16 protein-coding genes are annotated in these 20,641 nt (G+C 63.3%); 6 read left to right on the top strand and 10 right to left on the bottom strand.

Annotation, left to right across the window (positions count from 1 at the left end):
• Nucleotides 1–67 precede the first annotated feature (67 nt).
• A complete protein-coding gene (locus C0606_15335; protein PLX36091.1) occupies nt 68–2,026 on the top strand; it encodes an acetoacetate--CoA ligase in 1,959 nt (652 codons plus the stop codon).
• A 101-nt stretch (nt 2,027–2,127) separates the two neighbouring features.
• Here C0606_15335 and C0606_15330 read toward each other — a convergent pair whose 3' ends face one another.
• The gene (locus C0606_15330) at nt 2,128–2,568 is read right to left on the bottom strand and encodes a hypothetical protein (protein PLX36090.1); all 441 of its coding nucleotides are present in this window, start codon (nt 2,566–2,568) and stop codon (nt 2,128–2,130) included.
• Nucleotides 2,569–3,108: 540 nt separating this feature from the next.
• Entirely contained in the window at nt 3,109–4,932 is a 1,824-nt protein-coding gene (locus C0606_15325) for a cell division protein FtsH (protein ID PLX36364.1), read from the bottom strand.
• Nucleotides 4,933–5,186: 254 nt separating this feature from the next.
• Here C0606_15325 and C0606_15320 point away from each other — a divergent pair, with 254 nt between their 5' ends.
• Complete coding sequence (locus tag C0606_15320; protein ID PLX36089.1) at nt 5,187–5,498, top strand: monooxygenase; 312 nt, start codon at nt 5,187–5,189, stop codon at nt 5,496–5,498.
• A gap of 5 nt (nt 5,499–5,503) precedes the next feature.
• On the opposite strand, the gene C0606_15315 is transcribed toward C0606_15320, so the two are convergent.
• Nucleotides 5,504–7,156 (bottom strand): iron ABC transporter permease, encoded by a 1,653-nt coding sequence (locus tag C0606_15315; protein PLX36363.1) that lies wholly within the window; start codon nt 7,154–7,156, stop codon nt 5,504–5,506.
• Nucleotides 7,157–7,315: 159 nt separating this feature from the next.
• On the bottom strand, nt 7,316–8,374 hold the full coding sequence (locus tag C0606_15310) for an iron ABC transporter substrate-binding protein (GenBank protein ID PLX36088.1): 1,059 nt from the start codon (nt 8,372–8,374) through the stop codon (nt 7,316–7,318).
• 228 nt (nt 8,375–8,602) lie between these two features.
• Here C0606_15310 and C0606_15305 point away from each other — a divergent pair, with 228 nt between their 5' ends.
• Nucleotides 8,603–9,802, top strand: a complete 1,200-nt coding sequence (locus C0606_15305) for a hypothetical protein (GenBank protein ID PLX36087.1) — start codon at nt 8,603–8,605, stop codon at nt 9,800–9,802.
• A gap of 37 nt (nt 9,803–9,839) precedes the next feature.
• On the opposite strand, the gene C0606_15300 is transcribed toward C0606_15305, so the two are convergent.
• Entirely contained in the window at nt 9,840–10,811 is a 972-nt protein-coding gene (locus tag C0606_15300) for a hypothetical protein (GenBank protein ID PLX36086.1), read from the bottom strand.
• 83 nt (nt 10,812–10,894) lie between these two features.
• Here C0606_15300 and C0606_15295 point away from each other — a divergent pair, with 83 nt between their 5' ends.
• The gene (locus C0606_15295; protein ID PLX36085.1) at nt 10,895–12,241 is read left to right on the top strand and encodes a PLP-dependent aminotransferase family protein; all 1,347 of its coding nucleotides are present in this window, start codon (nt 10,895–10,897) and stop codon (nt 12,239–12,241) included.
• Between the two features lie 15 nt (nt 12,242–12,256).
• On the opposite strand, the gene C0606_15290 is transcribed toward C0606_15295, so the two are convergent.
• From C0606_15290 to C0606_15270, 5 genes are all read right to left on the bottom strand, one after another.
• Nucleotides 12,257–13,075, bottom strand: a complete 819-nt coding sequence (locus tag C0606_15290) for a putrescine ABC transporter permease PotI (GenBank protein PLX36084.1) — start codon at nt 13,073–13,075, stop codon at nt 12,257–12,259.
• Nucleotides 13,072–14,007 carry a putrescine/spermidine ABC transporter permease gene (locus C0606_15285; GenBank protein ID PLX36083.1) on the bottom strand — a complete coding sequence of 312 codons (936 nt, stop codon included), beginning with the start codon at nt 14,005–14,007 and terminating at the stop codon, nt 13,072–13,074. The genes C0606_15290 and C0606_15285 overlap by 4 nt, the downstream gene beginning before the upstream one ends.
• 93 nt (nt 14,008–14,100) lie before the next feature.
• Nucleotides 14,101–15,246 (bottom strand): polyamine ABC transporter ATP-binding protein, encoded by a 1,146-nt coding sequence (locus C0606_15280; protein PLX36082.1) that lies wholly within the window; start codon nt 15,244–15,246, stop codon nt 14,101–14,103.
• A gap of 152 nt (nt 15,247–15,398) precedes the next feature.
• Nucleotides 15,399–16,496: a spermidine/putrescine ABC transporter substrate-binding protein PotF gene (locus C0606_15275; protein ID PLX36081.1), complete on the bottom strand. Its 1,098-nt coding sequence runs from the start codon at nt 16,494–16,496 to the stop codon at nt 15,399–15,401.
• Nucleotides 16,497–16,661: 165 nt separating this feature from the next.
• Nucleotides 16,662–18,056 (bottom strand): glutamine synthetase, encoded by a 1,395-nt coding sequence (locus tag C0606_15270; GenBank protein PLX36080.1) that lies wholly within the window; start codon nt 18,054–18,056, stop codon nt 16,662–16,664.
• 126 nt (nt 18,057–18,182) lie between these two features.
• Here C0606_15270 and C0606_15265 point away from each other — a divergent pair, with 126 nt between their 5' ends.
• Both C0606_15265 and C0606_15260 read left to right on the top strand, forming a co-directional pair.
• The gene (locus C0606_15265) at nt 18,183–18,887 is read left to right on the top strand and encodes a GntR family transcriptional regulator (GenBank protein ID PLX36079.1); all 705 of its coding nucleotides are present in this window, start codon (nt 18,183–18,185) and stop codon (nt 18,885–18,887) included.
• 255 nt (nt 18,888–19,142) lie between these two features.
• Nucleotides 19,143–20,549, top strand: a complete 1,407-nt coding sequence (locus C0606_15260; GenBank protein PLX36078.1) for a glutamine synthetase — start codon at nt 19,143–19,145, stop codon at nt 20,547–20,549.
• Nucleotides 20,550–20,641 lie beyond the last annotated feature (92 nt).

Below are 20,641 nucleotides of genomic sequence, written 5' to 3'. Positions count from 1 at the left end.
GCTATCCAACCGCTATCGGTCAGAACAATGCGAGCCCCGTATCCGACGGGCGATGAGGGAGATCCCAATGAGTGACGCAACGCCCCTGTGGCAGCCTTCGCCAGAGCGTATCGCCGGCACCAATCTGCGCCGCATGATGGACCGAGCCGAGAAGGAAACCGGCCGCTCCTTCCCCGACTACAAGAGCTTTCATCGCTGGTCGACGGATGAGAAAGAGGCGTTCTGGTCGCTGCTGTGGGATTTCTGCGGCGTCGTCGGCGATCGGGGCGAGCGCACGCTCAGCGACGGACACAAGATGCCGGGCGCGGCATTCTTCCCCGATGCGCGGATGAATTTCGCCGAGAACCTTCTGCGCCGCAACGACGACAGCGACGCGCTCGTCTTCCGCGGCGAGGACAAGGTCGAGCGGCGGATGAGCTGGGCCGAGTTGCACGCGCTGGTGTCGCGGCTACAGCAGGGCTTCAAGGCGGCGGGTATTGGCGTCGGCGACCGTATCGCGGCGATGATGCCGAACATGCCCGAGACCATCGCCGGCATGCTGGCGGCCTCGTCGCTTGGCGCCATCTGGTCGTCCTGCTCGCCGGATTTCGGCGAGCGCGGCGTGCTCGACCGTTTCGGCCAGATCGAACCGAAGATCTTCGTCACCTGCGACGGCTACTGGTACAATGGCAAGCAGAACCCGGTCGGCGAGAAACTGAAGCCGATCCTGGAGCAGCTTGTGACCGTCGACACGGCGATCATCGTGCCGTATCTCGGCACCGCCGACGAGGTCGCGGCAGAGATCCCGAAGGCCGTCACGCTCGATGCGTTCACCGCACCGTATGAGGCGGCGCCAGTAACCTTCGAGCGGCTGCCGTTCTCCCACCCGCTCTATATCCTGTTTTCCAGCGGCACGACCGGCATCCCGAAATGCATCGTCCATTCGGCCGGCGGTACGCTGCTGCAGCATCTCAAGGAACATCAGCTCCATTGCGATATCCGCCCCGGCGACCGGGTGTTCTATTTCACCACCTGCGGCTGGATGATGTGGAACTGGCTCGCCACCGGGCTCGCCTCGGAGGCGACGCTGCTGCTGTTCGACGGCTCGCCGTTTGCGCCGAGCGGCGCTGTGCTGTTCGACTATGCACAAGCCGAGAAGATGACGATGTTCGGCACCTCGGCGAAGTTCATCGACGCCGTGAAGAAGGCCGAACTTCGCCCGCGCGACACACACGACCTGTCGTCGCTGCGCCTCATGACCTCGACCGGCTCGCCGCTGGCGCCGGAGAGCTTCGATTTCGTCTATGACGGGGTCAAGCCGGACATCCACCTCGCATCGATCTCGGGCGGCACCGATATCGTCGCCTGTTTCGTCGGCGGCATTCCGATCAACCCGGTGTGGAAGGGCGAATTGCAAGGCCCGTCGCTCGGCATGGCGACCGACGTCTGGGACGAGGACGGCAAGCCGATGGTGGCCGGCAAGGGCGAACTCGTGTGCACCGAGCCGTTCCCCTCCATGCCGATCAAGTTCTGGAACGACCCTGAAGGCGAGAAGTACCACGCCGCCTATTTCGAGCGGTTCGACAATGTCTGGTGCCACGGCGACTTCGCCGAATGGACCGAGCATGGCGGCATGGTCATTCACGGCCGCTCCGACGCCACGCTCAACCCGGGCGGCGTGCGCATCGGGACCGCGGAGATCTACAACGTCGTCGAGCAGATGCCGGAAGTGATCGAGGCGCTCGCGATCGGCCAGCAATGGGACGATGACGTGCGCGTCGTACTGTTCGTGCGGCTTGCCGATGGCGTTGCCCTCGACGAGGACCTGACGAAGCGGATCAAGACCAATATCCGCACCGGGGCCTCGCCGCGCCACGTGCCGGCCAAAATCGTCGTCGTCAAGGACATCCCGCGAACCAAGTCCGGCAAGATCACCGAGCTTGCCGTGCGCGACGTGGTGCATGGGCGTGAGGTGAAGAACAAGGAAGCGCTGGCCAATCCGGAAGCGCTCAACCTGTTCAAGGACATCCCCGATTTGCAGAGCTGACGTCCTGTCTCAGCCCGAGCCCATGCAGAACGACAAAGGCCGGTCAAATGACCGGCCTTTTTTCCTGCGGGCGCGGGGTACTGGACGTGTCGGGCGTTTCGTCAGGCGGTGCCGCTGCTGCCGACCGCCATCTTGCGCATCAGCGAGGTCAGGGTGCTGCGCTCGGCCGAGCTCAGATTGAGCAGTACCTTCTGGCCGACCGCGAGCCGGCGGCTATGCAGGGTGTTGTAGATCTCCTCACCCTTGGGGGCGAGGCGAAGGATAACGACACGGCGGTTCTCTTCCGTGCGCAGCCGCTTCATCACGTCGCGCTTCACCAGCCGGTCGACGATACTGCTGGTTGTCGTTGGAACGACACCGAGGAACGCGCCAAGATCGCTGACAATGCAGTCGGGGTTGTCGCCAACGAACTGAACGGCCGAGACATCGACAGAGTTCAGCTTCGTGTTGTGACCGATCTGCATATATTCATCGGGCCTCGTATCGAGCAGACGATAGAGACGTGTGACAGAGTCACAGAAATCAGAAGTTTGTTTGCTCATTTTTCAGAGCCCCTACACGCTATAGACACCGTCGCCACAAAATTATTCCCGTGCTTCGCGGAAATTCCAACGTTTTTTATTTGCAGAACGTCGGTGCCCGTTTGGTAGTCTGCTTATCATCCGCAGAAACTACTTACGCATTTTACCCGGCCTTACGAAGGTCCCGGGCGCTCAGTCTGCGGAAACCCAAAAGATTGGCTTCCCGCTTTTCGCCGCCCCCTTATTCATTACGTAATTTTACGCATTTCCTGCAAATGCGGAATCACAAATTTGTGAATACTGTCCGAACTTCAATACTATTTTCGTACAGTGCGGATTTTTTTTCGTATTTTTTATTTTTAGCCGGGAAACAAAGCAGAAATAGACTCAAAAAAGGAACTGCATCCTATAGTGGTGCCGTCATGTGGAATTTCATTGCTTCGAAGCTGAGCCGCCTAATCTCTCTCGGCGGCGCACGCGACAACGTCGAACTCGCTGCCGGATGACGTGATTCGTAATTTCACGGTTCGAAGAACGGCGTCTGTCAGTCAAAAAAAGGAATCACAAGACGTCCTTTTCCTCCCCAGGCGGCAGCGGCCGCAGGGCGGGGAAGTCCTCGTCCGTCATCGTTTCATGGTCGAGAAGATAGGCTGCGCCGGCATCGAGATCGGCGCGTACGGATTGAAGTAGCTGCATCGCCCTGTCGAAGGCGTCCTCGACCATGCGGCGGACCGCGAGATCAATTTCGCGCACGGTCTCGTCGGAAATCTCCTTGCCGCGCGGCGTTCCGATCTGACCGAGGAACGCCTGTTGCGGTTCCGCGTAAACCCGCTGACCGAGATCGGGCGCCATGCCATAGCGGGTGACCATCTCGGTCGCGATATCGGTGGCGCGCTGCAGATCGTCCGACGCACCGGTCGAGATTTCGGCGAAGACGAGCTGCTCGGCCGCACGGCCACCCATCAACACCGCCATGCGGTTTTCCAGATCCGCGGTCGACATCAGGAAGCGATCCTCGGTCGGGCGCTGCATGGTGTAGCCAAGCGCGCCGATGCCGCGCGGGATGATCGACACCTTGTGCACCGGATCGACCCCGGGAAGGTTGGCGGCGACAAGCGCATGGCCCATCTCGTGATAGGCGACGCGCTTGCGCTCGGGCTCCGACAGGCGCCGGCTTTTCTTCTCGATGCCGGCGACGACACGCTCCACGCCCTGCGTGAAGTCGTCCATTTCGACGGCTGCGCCGCCGCGCCGTGTGGCGAGGAGCGCCGCCTCGTTGACCAGCCCGGCGAGATCGGCGCCGGTGAAGCCGGCCGTGATCTGCGCCACCTGGTCGAGATCGACATTGTCGCCGAGCCGGATCTTGCGGATATGCACGTTGAGGATCTGCCGCCGGCCGGTACGGTCGGGGCGATCGACAAGCACCTGGCGGTCGAAACGACCGGAGCGCAGCAGGGCGGGATCGAGCACCTCGGGCCGATTGGTGGCCGCGAGCAGAATGACGCCGATGGACGGGTCGAAGCCGTCGAGCTCGGCGAGTAGCTGGTTCAGCGTCTGCTCCTTCTCGTCGTTGCCGCCGGCAAGGCCCATACCGCGCGCGCGGCCGAGCGCATCAAGCTCATCGATGAAGATGATCGCCGGCGCGCTCTTGCGTGCCTGCTCGAACAGGTCGCGGACCCGCGCGGCGCCGACGCCGACGAACATCTCGACGAATTCGGAGCCCGAGATCGAGAAGAACGGGACGCCTGCCTCGCCGGCGACGGCCCGCGCCAAGAGCGTCTTGCCGGTGCCCGGAGGGCCGACGAGCAGGATGCCTTTCGGGGCCCTCGCGCCGAGCCGGCCGTAGTCCGCCGGATTGCGCAGAAAGGCGACGATCTCCTGCAACTCGCGCTTCGCCTCGTCGACGCCGGCCACGTCGGCAAAGCTGACCTCGGTGTCCTTCTCGACATAGACCTTGGCCTTCGACCTGCCGACGGTCATGAAGCCGCCGAGACCCTGCTTGTCGGCCATGCGGCGGATGACCAACATCCACAACCCGAACATCAGCAGGACAGGCAGGATCCACGACAGCAGATCGCGCAGGAAGGACGATTCGATCACGCCGCGGAAGGTCACGCCGGAATCGGTGAGCTGCTTGGCGATATCGGGCTCGACGCGGGTGGTGACGAAGTATTCCCGTCCGTCGATCGGCGGGTTGAGCTTGCCCTCAATGGTGCGCTCCTTGACGGCAATGTCGGAGACCTTGCCCTCGGCGAGCAGCTTTTCGAACTGGCTGTAGGGGATCGCCTCGACGGTCTGCGTCGTCACGTACCACGACTGGAACATCAGGATCAGAAAGACCGCGAGTACGGCATACCAGAAGTTGATTTGGCTCTTCTTGTCCATGGAACGCTCCAGCGGATCGCACAGAGAAAGCGGGAGATGCGGGCTTACGAACATCGCGCGGCGAAATTGCGCCGGTCCGCTTTCACGCAATGCGGCAAGGATAGCCCATTTCGAGCCTGTCCGCGTTGAGCATCGGCAAAATCCCGGTCACCGCAGGAGCGGCGGCGGCCTGCGTCTCCCGATCCCATGGCATCGTCATCATCTTTCGCTATGATCGCGGGAAAACACGCCACGCTTTTCGAGGAGACGCCACGATGATCACCGCCATGGTTCTGTTTCAGCTTGCCGACGACGCGACGCTCAAGGACGCCGCGGCGATCTTTCGTTCGACCGCGCCGCGCTATCTCGACAAGGCGGGGCTCATTCGCAAGTACTACATTTTCGAGCCGGAAACCCGCAAAGGCGGCGGCTGTTATCTGTTCGAGAACCGGGAAGTGGCGGAAGCCTCGTTCGATGACACCTGGCGGGCGCTGGTGCTCGACAAGTACAAGTCCGAACCGGAGATCCGCCTGTTCGAGACGCCGGTAATCGTCGACAACACGACCGGCCGCATCAGCGGAATCTGACCCTCTTAGGCGGCCTCACCCTTGGCGGCTGAGCGGCGCTTGCCCTTGGCATCGCGGAAGCTGGTTGCCGATGTGTGCGCCAGCATGATGACCGGGATGAGGCCGACCGCAACGATGGTCAGCGCGGCCACCGCGCCGTCCTCGAACGCCTCGCGCGAGGCAGCCGCGTAGACCGTCGTCGACAGGGTGTCGAAGTTGAACGGGCGCAGCAGGATGGTCGCCGGCAGCTCCTTCATGCAGTCGACGAAGACGAGCATCGCGGCGGTTGCCAGCGCCGGCTTGATCATCGGCAGATGAACCTCGACGAGCGTGCGCAGCGACGAGCGTCCGAGCGCGCGGGCGGCCATGTCGAGATGCGGCGAGACCTTGGAAAGCCCGCTTTCGATGGCGCCGAAGGACACCGCGAGGAAGCGCGTCGCGTAGGCATAGACCAGCGCGATTCCTGAGCCCGAGAGAATGAGCCCGGTGGCGATGCCGAAGGTGGCGCGCATCGTGCCGTCGATGAAATTGTCGAGCGCTGCGACCGGGATCAGGATGCCGACCGCCAGCACCGTGCCGGGCACCGCATATCCGATTGCCGAGAGCCGGGCGATCGCGTGGATCACCGGATTGCGGCGCATCCTGAGTGCATAGGCGAGCATGACGCCGGTCGCGACCGTCATGACAGCAGCGGCGATGGCGAGCAGCAACGAATTGCCGACCGCCGACAGGAAGCCGGCATCGGTCAGGTGTTCCAGCCGGCGCGAGGCAAGATCGAACAGACGTCCGCCGGGAACGAGAAATCCGAGCAGCACCGGCAGGCCACAGGCGAGGATCGCGCCGCCCGCCCGCAGCCCGCGCAGCTGATAACGCGGCAGGCTCATGTAGCGGCTGGTGGTCTGGTGGAAGCGCTGATGGCGGCGGGCGTAGCGCTCGGCCCAGATCAGACCGAAGACAATGACCAGCATGGCCGTTGCCATCTGGGCGGCGCCGGCGAGATTGCCGCGATTGAGCCAGGTGTCATAGACCGAGAAGGTCATCGTCTTGACGCCGAGATATTCGACCGCGCCGATGTCGTTCAGACACTCCATCAGCACCAGCGTCACGCCGACGGCGATTGCGGGCCGGGCGAGCGGCAGGGCAATCGCGGTGAACAGGCGAAGCGGGCCGGCACCGAGCGTGCGCGACACGTCGAGCGCGCAGGCCGACTGCATCAGGAACATCGCCCGCGTGGTCAGGTAGACATAGGGGTAGAGAACGATGCCCATGACGAAGACGGCGCCGCCGAGCGAACGAAACTCCGGGAACCAGTAGTCGCGCGACGAGGTGAAGCCGAACACCGCACGGATCGCCGTCTGAACCGGTCCGGTGACATCCATGAAGTCGGTATAGACATAGGCGACGATGTAGGTCGGCACGGCGAGCGGCAAAAGCAGCGCCCAGTCGAACAGGCTGCGACCGGGAAAGCGGCACATGGTGACCAGCCAGGCGGTCGACACGCCGATGATGATGGTGAGAACGCCGACGCCGAGCATCAGCAGGATCGTTGTCCAGGCGGCGCGCGGCAGCACGGTGGTCGCCAGATGCAGCCAGACGTCGCCCGCCGGCTGCAGCGACAGCACCACCAGCGAGGCGATGGGAACCAGCGCGAAGAATGCGATGACGCCGACGACGGCCATCCAGGCAAGATCGCCACGGCGGGGCATGCGCAGCGGTTTGCCGCTCTCCCCGGCGTCGTCCGACAGAACTGCCGTCGCCATTGTCATGCGCGGTACGCCTTTGGGGTCATGCGCGGTACGCCTTTGGGGTCATCGTATCAATGCCCAGTGCAACGCCGGCTAGCTCGAGGGACCGTCATCGAAACCGACGCGGTCGACGAGGGTGCTGGCGGCGGCTCGCGCCTTGGCGATGTCTTCCAGCAGGATGGTGTCGATGGTGATGTCGCCGAAGGAGGCGACGAGATCGGACGGCTTCACCGCCGGATTGACCGGGTACTCGTAGTTGACCGCGGAATAGATCGCCTGCGCTTCGTCGCCGGCAAGGAACTCGAGAAGCTTGACGGCTTCCTCGCGGTTCGGCGCGTGCTTGGCAACGATGGCACCGGAGACGTTGACGTGGGTGCCGCGGCCGCTGGCGCTGTCGGGGAACAGGATCTTGACCGCGCCGGCCCATTCCTTCTGCTCCGGCTCTTTCTCGTTGGTCAGCATCAGGCCCATGTAATAGGTGTTGCCGAGCGCGATATCGCATTCGCCGGTGTAGATGGACTTGACCTGCGAGCGGTCATTGCCGGAGGGGCGTTTGGCGAGGTTGTCGCGCACGCCCGTGAGCCATTTCTCGGTGGCCTCTTCGCCGTCATGGGCGATCATCGCGGCAATCAGACCGATCGAATAGGCGTGCTGGCCGGAACGGGTGCACAACCGCTCCTTCCATTTCGGATCGGCGAGATCGGCATAAGTGATCGATGTCTCCGAGACCCGCTCCTTGGAGGCATAGACGACGCGGGCACGAGAAGAGAGCGCGAACCAGTGCCCCTCCGCATCGCGATAGTTCGCCGGGATCATTGCTTCCAGCGCCGGGCTCGTCACCGCCTGGGTGATGCCGGATTGCTTGGCCTGATTGAGGCGGCCGATATCGGTGGTGATCAGGAGGTCGGCGGGCGAATTGCGGCCCTCCGCGCGGATGCGCTCCTCAAGCCCCTTGTTGGCGTAGATCGTGTTGACGGCGATGCCGGTCTTTTCGGTAAAGGCCTCGAACAGCGGCTGTATCAGCGCCGGCTCGCGATAGGTGTAGACGTTAACCTCGGCGGCGCTCACCTCGGCAGTACTGGCAGCCGATACGGCACCGAGCAGCGCGACGGCCATTGCCATTGCACGGAACGAGGAAACCTTCTGGAACATGAAAACATCTCCTGGCGCATTTCGCCGGTGGCGCCATGCACTTTTTGCAAACGGTTCTCATTTGCATAAATGTGGCGTCCCGAGATGTCAACAAGGGTGGGGCGACGTGTTTATTCAACGCAGCGCCGCGTGGCGGGTGCAAAGCAGGGCTGCTTGACCCCGCCGACTCCGAGGCGCAAGGTCGGAGGGTTCCTCCCGATCTCCTGAGTTCGTGGACCCTGCAAAGTGTTGGAAAACGCACTCATTCTCGTCGCCGTCGTCGCGTCAGGGTTCGCGCTGCTATCCCCTGCCCTGCTGCGTGCCCGGCTATGGCGGGCGACAGTGAGCCCACTTGCCTCGATCATCGGCAGCGGCTTTCTCGTGCTCGGCCCGATCCTTGATGCGTCCTACGGCCTCTATGCGCCTGCGGTCATGGCCTTACTGTGCCTTGGCGCCTACCTGTTCGGCGCGGCGATCCGGTTCAACATCGCCGCCATGGAACCCGGCGGCGGCACGCGCGGACGCCTAGAAGCGCGCCTCGACACAGTTGCGTCGTGGTCGCTGGCCTTCGCCTACATCATCTCGGTTGCCTACTATCTCAACCTGTTCGGATCGTTCGGGGTCAGCCTGACGCCGGTCGACGATCCGGTTCACGGCAAAATGCTGACGAGCGCGGTTTTCGCCGTCATCCTGTACGTCGGCTGGGTCTATGGATTCCGCATGCTGGAAGGGCTCGAGCAGATCTCGGTCAGCATCAAGCTCGCCATCATCGCCGGGCTGCTCATCGGGCTGGCGTTCTATTTTTCCGGCAAAGCCGCATCGGGCGGCCTCATCCTCAACGCACCGAAGGAAACCGGCTGGAGTGCGATCACGCTTGCCTTCGGCCTCATCGTCACCGTGCAGGGCTTCGAGACATCGCGCTATCTGGGGGCGACCTACGACGCGGGAATGCGAATCCGCTCGATGCGCTCGGCACAGCTCATCTCGTCGGCGATCTATCTCGTCTATATCGGGCTGATCGCCTACGTCTTCGAGCGTGGCCAACTGCAGCTCAGCGAAACGGCCATCATCGGCATGATGCGCTACGTCGCGCCGATCCTTCCCGCACTGCTGGTTGCCGCCGCGCTCAGCGCCCAGTTCAGCGCGGCCGTTGCCGACACCAGCGGCTCGGGCGGGCTGATCGCCGAATTGAGCCGGAAGCGTGTCAGCGCCCGCGCAGGCTATGCGCTGCTGGTACTTGCAGGGCTCGGCCTGACGTGGCTGAGCGACATCTTCTCGATCATCGCCTACGCCTCGCGGGCCTTTGCGCTTTATTACATGCTGCAGGCGGCCATCGCGACGAGCACCGCCTGGCGGCAACCCGGCAAACGGCCTCTCGCCATGGCGTTCGGCATTCTGACGCTGCTTGCCGCCTTGATCGTGATTTTAGGAGCCCCTGTCGAAGCCTGACGGGGGGATCTGGAGCGAGCCTTCCCGGGCCCTCACCTCAGGCCGGGGTCGGGACGCCGCCGGCGAGGATCTCACGATACCACGGCGCGTCGATGTTCTGACCCGACAGCACGACACCGACCTTCTTGCCACGCAGGCTTTCGCGCTCGGCCATGACAGCCGCGAGACCCGCGGCGCCCGCCCCTTCGGCGACGCAATGGGTGGCGCGGAAATAGAGCCGGACCGCTTCGGCGATCGCCGCGTCGCTGACCCGCACGATACGCTCGGCGCCGCCCTTGATGACGTCGAAGGCTTCCTGCGCGGGGCCGCGCACGGCGACGCCATCGGCGAAGGTGATCGCCTTGTCGCTGTCGACGACCTTGCCGGCCTCGAAGGATAGCGCGTAGGCCGGTGCACCTTCTGAAACCACGCCGACGATCTTGGTCTTGAGGCCGAGCGCGTTGCGCGCCGAAATCATGCCACAGATGCCGGAGCCAAGGCCGATCGGCACGAAGACCGTGTCGAGGTCGCTGACGGAAGAAAGGAACTCGCGCGAATAGGTGCCCACGCCCTTGACCAGATCGCGATGGAAGCTCGGCACCATTTCGTAACCGCGCTCGGCAGCGATTTCGGCGACTTTCTCCTTGGCGGCGTCGAAGTCGGCACCGTGCTCGATGAGGTCGGCGCCGAAGGCACGCATGGCGGCGTTCTTTTCCTGCGAATTGCCATACGGCACGACAATGGCACAGCCGATCCCGGCGCGCCGCGCCGCATAGGCAAGGCTCTGGCCATGATTGCCGCGGGTGGCCGACGCGATGCCCTTCACCGACGAGTTTTCGCGCATCAGCCGGTCGACGAAGACGAGACCGCCGCGCACCTTGAACGCGCCGGTCGGCGTCGCGTTCTCGTGCTTGACCCAGACATCGACACCGAGTTCGGCGGCCAGCAGCGGCCAGGCGTATTGCGGTGTCGGCAGCATCGCGCTGTAGACGACTTCAGCGGCGTGATCGAATTCCTCGAGCGTGATCATGGCGACCTTCCTTGTCTTGCATCCTTGGGGTAGCAAGCGCTATTGTATGGGTCAATCGAAACATTGTATGGGCGACAATTGCGATGGCCGATGGCGGAGCGGGCTGGATACCGGAGATTGCGGAACGCAGCGGGCCGCGCTACCGCGCCATCGTCGACGCCATCGCCGAAGCGATCGAAACCGGCGCGCTGCGGCCGGGCGACAGGCTGCCGACCCATCGCGACATGGCCTGGCATCTCGGCGTCAACGTCTCCACGATCACCGAGGCCTATCGCGAGGCGGCGCGGCGTCATCTCGTTGTCGGCGAAGTCGGTCGCGGCACCTATGTACGTGCCGGCTCGCTGGAGGCGGGCCTGTTCGCGCTTGCCGCCAGCGCGGAGCGTGCGCCTGTCGATCTGTCGACCAATGTGCCGGCGGAAAACCATACCGCCCCAGGGGTCGAAGAGGCGCTTGCCGACCTGGCCCGCGACGGCGGATTGGCCGGCGCGCTCGCCTATCCGGGCGCGGTGCTGCTTGAACGGGCCAGAGCGGCCGCGGCAACCATGCTCGCCAGCCGCGGTGTCGACCCGAAATCCGGGGTCGTACATCTGGTCGCCGGCGCGCAGCAGGCCTTGCTTGCGACGCTGATGTGCCTGGTCGGTCCCGGCGACAAGGTGCTGGTCGAGGAGATGACGTTCCCCGGCATCAAGGCCGTTGCCCGCACGCTTGGCATCACGCTCATTCCCGTCGCCATGGACCAGGAGGGGATGCTGCCGGATGCGCTCGCCCGCGAGGCACGGCGCTCCGGCGCCAAGGTTGCCGTGCTGGTGCCGAACCTTCAGAATCCGACGGCGGCGGTGATGGGCAATTTGCGCCGGCGGGACATCGTCGTTACCGCCGAACGGCTCGGTCTGATGCTGATCGAGGACGATGTCTATGGCGCCCTCACCGACCATCCGCCGCTTCTGGCCGAGGATACCGACCGGGTGGTGCTGCTGTCATCGCTGTCGAAGACGGCGGCGCCCGGCCTGCGCTTCGGCTGGATCGCTGGGCCGGCGGCACGGCTTGCCCCGCTCGACCCGGAAGCCCACGCGACGACCTGGATGATGAGTCCGCTGACCCTGATGCTCGCGTGCCGGCTGATCGAGGATGGCAGGGTCGACGAGCGCACTGCCTGGCAGCGCAAGGAGGTCGCCGCCCGCCATCGCCTGGCGATGCGCATCCTCGGCGGGACGGAGCCGGAATCGGCCCCTGCCCTGCACCACTGGCTGCCACTTGCCGACGGCGACGCTGTCGCCCGGCGGGCGCATGATCACGGGGTCTCGGTGGTGCCGGCCTCGACATTCACCGTCGGGCGCGGCTCGTTCGACGGTATCCGCATCTGCCTGACCGCGCCGCCGACGCGCGCGGTGCTGCGCGGCGCGCTGACGACGCTGTCGAACCTGCTGTGAGCAGGGAAACGCTCGTTAGTGCTGCATGGCGAGGCGCTCGGCGCGCTGACGCTCCACTTCCTGGCGCTTGGTGATCACCGAGGCGGTGATGACGCCGACCGTGACGAAGGCAATCAGAACCGTACACACGGCGTTGATTTCCGGTGTCACGCCGAGGCGGACCTGCGAGTAGATCTTCATCGGCAGCGTCGTCGCGCCCGGACCGGTGGTGAAGGACGCAATCACCAGGTCGTCGAGCGACAGGGTGAAGGCGAGCATCCAGCCGGCGATGACAGCGGGCAGGATCAGCGGCAGCGTGAAGATGAAGAACGTCTTGAACGGCGGACAGCCTAGATCAAGCGCCGCCTCTTCCAGACTGCGGTCGAACGAGACCAGCCGCGACTGCACGACGACGGCGACATAACACATGCCGAAGGTGACGTGCGCGATGATCACCGTCCAGAAGCCGCGCTCGAAATTGACCGCCACGAACAGCAGGAGCAGCGACAGGCCGAGAATGACATCCGGCATCACCAGCGGCGCATAGATCATGCCGGAGAACAGCGTGCGGCCATGGAAGCGGCCGAAACGCACCAGCGTGATGGCGCCGAGCGTACCGAGGATGGTCGACAGGGTCGCCGAAAGGAAGGCGACGCGGGCGGTCACCCAGGCCGCGTTCAACAGCCCCTCGTTCTCGAGCATGGCGCCGTACCATTTGGTCGAGAAGCCGGCCCATACCGTGACGAGCCGCGACTCGTTGAACGAGTAGATGACCAGCAACAGGATCGGCAGGTACAGGAAGACAAAGCCGAGCGTAATGGAGATGCCGTTGAACCAGCTGAAACCGCGTCTCATCGTCCCTTCTCCAATGCTCTGGCCTGGCTGTTCTGGAAGACCACGATCGGGATCACCAGGATCAGCAGCAGGATGACGGCGACGGCACTGGAAACCGGCCAGTCGCGGTTGTTGAAGAATTCCGTCCACAGCGTCTTGCCGATCATCAGCGTATCGGAGCCGCCGAGCAGATCGGGGATGACGAACTCGCCAACGATCGGGATGAAGCAGAGGAACGAGCCGGCGAGCACGCCGGACAACGACAGCGGGAAGGTGATGACCCAGAACGCCTTGATCGGCGCGCAACCGAGATCGGCGGCCGCTTCGAGCAGCGACTCGTCCATCTTCTCGAGCGCCGCATAGAGCGGCAGGATCATGAACGGCAGGTACGAATAAACAATGCCGATATAGACCGCTGAATTGGTGTTGAGGATCGTCAGCGGGTCGCTGATGACGCCGAGATTGAGCAGCAACTGGTTCAGCAGGCCTTCCTTCTTGAGGATACCGATCCAGGCGTAAACGCGGATCAGGAAGCTGGTCCAGAACGGCAGGATGATCAGCATCAAGAGGGTCGGCCGCCAGGCGCGCGGCGCGCGCGCCATGCCGTAGGCGATCGGATAGCCGATCAACAGCAGCAGGAAGGTCGAGATCGCGGCAATCGTGACGCTCGAGAGATACGAGCGCCAGTAGAGCGCGTCCTCGGTCAGCCAGACATAGTTGGCGATCGAGAGCTTGGCGATATTGTCCCAGAGCTCGCTGACGCTCTTCACCGCGTCGAAGGTCGGCAGATATGGCGGCATGGCAATCGCCACTTCCGACAGCGAGATCTTGAAGACGATGAAGAACGGCGCGAGGAAAAAGACCAGCAGCCAGACATACGGGATGCCGACGACGAGCCATCGCAGCGCGCTCTTCTTGGTCAGACTGTGCGGGGTGGTCGCATCAGCGCTCATGTTCCGTCCCCCTTTGCGATCGCGACGGCTCGCTGGCCGTCCTGTGATCGTTGTCCCGTTTCTGTTCGATCCGGTCGCCCGCAGCTGCCGCGATTACCGGTCCAGCACCACGCCGGCGTCGCGATCCCACGAGATCCACACCTTGTCATCCCAGCCGATCGGGCGCTCGGTCAGGCGGGTGGCGTTGGTCTGTGCCGACTTCAGCACCGCATCGTTGGCGAAGTGGACGTGGTAGATCGACATGTCGCCGAGATAGCCGATGTCCCAGATCTCGCCGCCCAGCGTGTTGACGCTCCCTTCAGCCGGAGCATCGAGGCGGATGTGGACCTTTTCCGGCCGGATCGCGAACCACACGGTCTTGCCGGTTTCGAGCTTGGTGTCGTGATTGGCCTCGATGCGCCCATGCGCGGTTTCGAGCACCGCCGTGCGACCCTCCTGCGACACCACCTTGGCTTCGATGATGTTGATGTCACCGACGAAGTCGGCGACGTAACGGCTGTTCGGCAGCTCGTAGATCTCCGAGGGCGTGGCGACCTGAATGAGCTGGCCGTGATCCATGACGGCGATCCGGTCGGCGACCGTCATCGCTTCTTCCTGGTCGTGCGTGACGATCAGGAAGGTCATGCCGAGTTCCTGCTGCAGGTCGGTCAGTTCGAACTGGGTTTCCTCGCGCAGTTTCTTGTCGAGCGCGGCAAGCGGTTCGTCGAGCAGCAGCACCTTCGGGCGCTTGGCGAGCGAGCGGGCAAGCGCGACGCGCTGGCGCTGACCGCCGGAAAGCTGGTGCGGCTTACGCTTGGCGAACTTCTCCAGCTTCACCATGGCCAGCATTTCCTCGACGCGCTGGGCGATCTCGTTTTTCGGCATGCCGTCCTGCTTGAGGCCGAAGCCGATATTGGCCTCCACCGTCATGTGCGGGAACAGCGCGTAGGACTGGAACATCATGTTGACGGGCCGGCGATAGGGCGGCACGCCGGAGAGATTGACGCCGTCGAGCATGACCTGCCCTTCGGTCGGCTCCTCGAAGCCGGCCAGCATGCGCATCAACGTGGTCTTGCCGCAGCCAGACGGCCCGAGCAGTGCGAAGAACTCGCGCTCGTAGATCGACAGCGAAAGATTGTCGATCGCCGTGAACTCACCGAATTTCTTGGTGATGTTCCTGAAGTCGATAAAGGGCTTTGCCGAGGGATCGTCCCAGGGCGCGAACGACCGACGGATCGGTCCAAGAGCCTTTGCTGCCACCGCGCAATCCTCCCCGCATTGCTTCGAAAGACAGACACTCCGAAAGACGACTGAAAATACCGCCCCACCCCGGCGGCGCGCCGGGCAATCGTAGCGGGAATGCCTGGAAAAACGCCGCCCCGCATGACTGCGAGGCGGCGGCTCGTTTAGGCTTACTGACCGCTCTTCACCTTGGTCCAGGTGCGGGTCACGATGCGCTGGATCTTCGGATCATACGGCGTCGTCGTGAACAGCTTTCCGACGGTCGCCTCGTCCGGATAGATCGCCGTATCGCCGATCACGTCCTCGTTGAGGAACTCCTGCGAGGCCTTGTTGCCGTTGGCGTAGTAGACGTAGTTGGACGCCTTCGCCATGACCTTCGGGTCCATAATGTAGTTGAGGAACTCATGGGCCTCGGCGACGTTCTTGGCATCGGCCGGGATCGCCATCTGGTCGAACCACATCTGGGCGCCCTGCTTGGGGATCGAATAGCCGATCTCGACGCCCTTCTCGGCTTCGGCCGCACGGTCGCGAGCCTGCAGCACGTCGCCGGACCAGCCGACCGCGATGCAGATGTCGCCGTTGGCGAGCGCGTTGATGTATTCCGAGGAATGGAACTTCTGAATGTACGGGCGGATGGTCAGCAGCAGCTCGCCGGCCTTCTCGATTTCCGCCGGGTCCTTGGAATCCGGGTTCATGCCGAGATAGTTCAGCGCGGCCGGGATCATTTCCGCCGGAGCGTCGAGCATGTGCACGCCGCAATCCTGGAACTTCTTGAGGTTTTCAGGATTGAAGATCAGGTCCCAGGAACCGACCGCGCCTTCGTCGCCCATGCGCTCGACAACCGCCTTGGTGTTGTAGCCAATACCGGTGGTGCCCCACATGTAGTTGATCGAGTACTCGTTACCCGGATCGTAGGCTTCGATCCGCTTGGAGATGTCGGCCCACATATTGCTGATATTCGGCAGCTTCGACTTGTCGAGCTTCTGGAACACGCCGGCCTGGATCTGGCGGGCAAGGAAGGTGCCGGTCGGGACGACGACGTCATAGCCGGTGCCGCCCGCAAGCAGCTTGGTCTCGAGGATCTCGTTGGAGTCGAACACGTCATAGACGACCTTGATGCCGGTCGCTGCGGTGAACTCGGTGAGGATCTCCTCGTCGATGTAGTCGGACCAGTTGTAGACGTTGACGACCCGTTCCTGGGCGTTGGCGGCGACCGCCGCGATCACGCCGGTCAGGACCGTGGTGGCAAAAAGCGCTTTGCGCATCATCTGGTTATCCCTCTCTGTTGACTGCCAACATAGCTGCCCCGGTTTTTTCTTGGGGCTTTGTCTAATTGGTGTTTGACGGCTGAAAGAACGTTAGGAGCCATGCCGTTTTCGCACAATAGGGTTTTTTCTCCTCCAGCCTTTTTCGGCGCTCCGTTTCTCGCGGAATTACAGGTAGGTGGACCGCTCAAGCGGTGTGATTTCGACCAGGAAGGCCTCGGCCTCGGCCTGCTTGATGGCCACGAACATATCGCGGAATTCGGTGCCGAACGCCTTCGCGGTGAACGCCGACTTGCCGAAGCGCTTGATGGCGTTGGGCATGGTGGAGGGCAGCTGCGGCGCGGCCTCCTCATATGCGTTCAACTCGACGGCCGGCGGCGGCACCATGTCGTTTTCGATGCCCTCCATCATGGCGCCGAGGATCGCGGTCACCACCAGGTAGGGATTGGCGTCTGCGCCGGCGATACGGTGTTCGATGCGCGTCGCCTCGGGCGGCGAGGCCGGCACACGCACCGCGACCGAGCGGTTGTTGTGTCCCCAGGACGCGCTCGTCGGCGCATAGGAACCGGGTTGCAGCCGGCGGAAGCCATTCCAGCCGGGCACGAAGCAAAGCGTGGAATCCGCCATGTTGTCGAGCAGGCCGGCAATCGCTGCTTCGAGCAGGCGCTCACCCTTTTCCTCGTCGGCGAAGATGTTGTTGCCATCCTTGTCGATGACGCTCGCATGGACATGCATGCCGTTGCCGGGCCAGCCCATGAACGGTTTGGCCATGAAGGTCGCCGTCAGACCATGATGGCGGGCTGTTTCGGTTATCAGCCGCTTCAGCAGGATCGCGTCGTCCGCTGCCGCCAGCGGGTCGGCGCGGTGCTTCAGATTGACCTCGAACTGGCCGGGGGCAGCTTCCGACACGATGGTGTCGAGCGGCAGGTCCTGAGCAAGGCCGTGCGCGCGGATGTCGGCAAACAGCCCTTCGAAATGCGACAGGTCCGACAGCGAATACATGTTCTGCCGGTCGGGACCGGCGGCATCGTTGAGCACCGGCGACGGCGTTCCGTCATCGGCCGGCTGGGCCTTGGGATCGAGCAGATAGAATTCGAGCTCGAAAGCGCAGACGGCGCGCAGCCCGGCGGCGTCCATGCGTTTGACCATGTTTTCCAGGCACTGGCGCGGATCGGCGTAGAACGGCTCCGCCTCGTCGGTGTGCATGGTCAGGGTAACCTGCGCGGTCGGTCGGTCGGCCCAGGGCACTTCGCGGATCGTACCGGAAACCGCCATGCAGAATCCGTCGCGATCGCCGGTGTCCACATGCAGTCCGGTCTCCATGACCTCGCGGCCCCAGATATCCAGTCCGAACAGCGACAGCGGAAAATTGATGCCGGTTTCGAATGCCTTGGGCAGGGATTCGATCGGCGCCCACTTGCCACGCAGGACGCCGTTGACGTCGGTCATCAGATATTCGACCGCCTCGAAATGGGGGTGCTGGGCAAGGAACGCATCCGCCTCGGCGGTTGGGGACGACACGTCCGACGATGAACTCAAATCCACTTCGTTATTATTTGTCATGATGGGGGTGTACCGAAAGAAACGGCTATCTCCTGTTGCCAAGCCGGCGGATTGTGATCACATTACACCGATGAGTGTCAACAAGCATTATGCGACACCCGAGCCGGAGGGAGTGTTTCCAGACCCATGACTGTCGCAGAGCTTCCAAGCGTCGACGTGGAGACCAATGGCCGCCGCCGGACCGTCCGCGACCAGGCCATCGACTCGCTCCGGCTGGCGTTGATCACCGGCCAGATCGTTCCCGGCAACACGGTGACGTTGCGCGGGCTGGCGGCGACCCTCGGCACCAGCATGACACCGGTGCGCGAGGCGATCCGCACGCTGGCCGCGGAAAACGCCATCGAGGTGCGCGATAACGGCCGCATCCAGATCCCGCAAATGACCGAGCAACGCTTCGAGGACCTGGTAAAAGCGCGGGTTCTGCTTGAGCCGGAGGCCGCCGCGGCGGCGATGAACAATCTGGATTCCGATGCAATCGACCGGCTTCAGGCGATCGACGATGAGATTGACGCAAGCCTTGAGAGCGGCGATGTCGAAGCCTATATGCGGCTCAATCACGATTTCCATTTCGCGCTCTACGAGGCGTCGGGTTCGAAAGTCTTCCTGACGCTGATCGAAAGCCTGTGGCTGCAGTTCGGCCCGTTCATGCGTACCGTTTACGGGCGGGTCGGCACAATCCAGCTCGACGATCAGCACAAGGAAGCGCTCGATGCCATCCGTGCCGGCAACGTCGCGGCACTGAAACGCGCGATCGCCGCCGACATCCTCGACGGCATGCGGTTGATCGGTGTCGCGCTGCTGCCCGGCTCCGAGATTCCATCGACGATTTGACAACGCTCCAAAATGTGATCACAAATCGGGAGAGGATCCCGAAATGATCTCACAACACCGCTTCGCGGGAGAGGACCCGATGCTCGACAGGCATACCGCAGATACTGGCGACCCATACGCCGACGCGCATGCGAGCATCGGCACGAGCGGTGTTATCGTGTCATTCGGCGGTTGCGATTAGGCCGACAGCGGCCAAAACGCACCGCTTCATACCTTTGATAGATAAGCTGAATTTTTGACCCTTTGGGTGACACTATGAGAATCAAGACGAAATCCGCCCACCAGGAGGCCTCGATTGCCTCAAGACGTGGCGTAACTTCCATCGATGAGGCCCGATCGTGGCTCTCCGAACGGCGCATCGAGGACATCGAATGCATCGTCCCCGACCAGGCCGGCGTTGCCAAAGGCAAGATGATGCCGACGGAGAAGTTCTTCTCCGGCCCCGTCATGACGATGCCGAGCTCGGTGCTGCTGCAGACCATCTCCGGCGACTACCCGGAAGATGACGAGGATTTCCAGCACGACCCGACCGACGGCGACCTGTTCTTCAAGCCCGATTTTTCGACGCTTGCGCTGGTGCCGTGGGAGACCGACCCGACGGCGCAGCTCATTCACGACGCCTTTCATGCCGACGGCCGTCCGGTCGAAATCGCGCCGCGCCAGGTGCTGCGCCGCATCGTCGACCTGTACGAGCAAAAGGGCTGGAAGCCTGTCGTCGCGCCGGAAATGGAATTCTACCTGGTCAAACCGAACACCGACGCGGACTACCCGCTGGAGCCGCCGATCGGCCGCTCCGGCCGGCCCGAAGTCGGCCGCCAGTCCTATTCCATCGGCGCGGTCAACGAGTTCGACGATCTGTTCGACGTCATCTACGACTTCTCGGAAGCGCAGGGCCTCGAGATCGATACGTTGATCCACGAGGAAGGCGCCGCGCAGATGGAAATCAATCTGCGCCATGGCGATCCTCTGGCGCTGGCCGACCAGGTCTTCATGTTCAAGCGCACGATCCGCGAAGCGGCGCTGCGGCACGACATGTACGCCACCTTCATGGCCAAGCCGATCGAGACCGAACCCGGCTCGGCCATGCACATTCACCAGTCGGTCGTCGACACCAAAACCGGCAAGAACATCTTTTCGGATGCCGAGGGTAATCCGTCGAAGGAGTTCTTCGCGTTCCTCGGCGGCCAGCAGAAGTACCTGCCGCACGTGATGTGCATCCTGGCGCCGTACGTGAACTCCTACCGCCGTCTGACACCGCATTCCTCGGCGCCGATCAACGTTCACTGGGCCTACGACAACCGCACCGTCGGGTTGCGCGTGCCGATCGCCGGGCCGGAAGCGCGGCGCGTCGAGAACCGGGTGCCGTCGTCGGACGCCAATCCCTATCTCGCCATCGCCGCGTCGCTCGCCTGCGGCTATCTCGGCATCATCGAGAACCTGGCGCCGGAAGACCCGATCGAGGGTTCCGCGAGCCGCAAGGAGTTCACGCTGCCGCGCGGACTGCTTGAGGCCGTTGCCCTGTTCAGCGAGTGCGAGCCGCTCGTCGACGTCTTCGGCAAACGCTTCGTGCACGCCTACCGCGCCATGAAGCAGGACGAATTCGAGACCTTCATGCGGGTGATCAGCCCGTGGGAGCGCGAATATCTGCTGCTCAACGTCTGAGGCAGCAACCGCGCGGGCAGGTCCCGCGCCGGCCCCTCAGGCCAGACGGCACTGACAACCGGAGCTGCCGGCGCTCGCAAGCCGCCGTCGGC

Source organism: Hyphomicrobiales bacterium, from assembly GCA_002869065.1.
GTDB lineage: Bacteria > Pseudomonadota > Alphaproteobacteria > Rhizobiales > Rhodobiaceae > Rhodobium.
The sequence above is the reverse complement of the archived record's forward strand: the minus strand, read 5'-3'. Positions and strand labels throughout refer to the sequence as shown.

Bases quoted from the DNA above. Each gene is read 5' to 3' on its own strand.
- C0606_15335 (PLX36091.1), top strand. From the start codon at position 68: ATGAGTGACGCAACGCCCCTGTGGCAGCCTTCGCCAGAGCGTATCGCC.
- C0606_15330 (PLX36090.1), bottom strand. From the start codon at position 2,568: ATGAGCAAACAAACTTCTGATTTCTGTGACTCTGTCACACGTCTCTAT.
- C0606_15325 (PLX36364.1), bottom strand. From the start codon at position 4,932: ATGGACAAGAAGAGCCAAATCAACTTCTGGTATGCCGTACTCGCGGTC.
- C0606_15320 (PLX36089.1), top strand. From the start codon at position 5,187: ATGATCACCGCCATGGTTCTGTTTCAGCTTGCCGACGACGCGACGCTC.
- C0606_15315 (PLX36363.1), bottom strand. From the start codon at position 7,156: ATGGCCGTCGTCGGCGTCATCGCATTCTTCGCGCTGGTTCCCATCGCC.
- C0606_15310 (PLX36088.1), bottom strand. From the start codon at position 8,374: ATGTTCCAGAAGGTTTCCTCGTTCCGTGCAATGGCAATGGCCGTCGCG.
- C0606_15300 (PLX36086.1), bottom strand. From the start codon at position 10,811: ATGATCACGCTCGAGGAATTCGATCACGCCGCTGAAGTCGTCTACAGC.
- C0606_15295 (PLX36085.1), top strand. From the start codon at position 10,895: ATGGCCGATGGCGGAGCGGGCTGGATACCGGAGATTGCGGAACGCAGC.
- C0606_15290 (PLX36084.1), bottom strand. From the start codon at position 13,075: ATGAGACGCGGTTTCAGCTGGTTCAACGGCATCTCCATTACGCTCGGC.
- C0606_15285 (PLX36083.1), bottom strand. From the start codon at position 14,007: ATGAGCGCTGATGCGACCACCCCGCACAGTCTGACCAAGAAGAGCGCG.
- C0606_15275 (PLX36081.1), bottom strand. From the start codon at position 16,496: ATGATGCGCAAAGCGCTTTTTGCCACCACGGTCCTGACCGGCGTGATC.
- C0606_15270 (PLX36080.1), bottom strand. From the start codon at position 18,056: ATGACAAATAATAACGAAGTGGATTTGAGTTCATCGTCGGACGTGTCG.
- C0606_15265 (PLX36079.1), top strand. From the start codon at position 18,183: ATGACTGTCGCAGAGCTTCCAAGCGTCGACGTGGAGACCAATGGCCGC.
- C0606_15260 (PLX36078.1), top strand. From the start codon at position 19,143: ATGAGAATCAAGACGAAATCCGCCCACCAGGAGGCCTCGATTGCCTCA.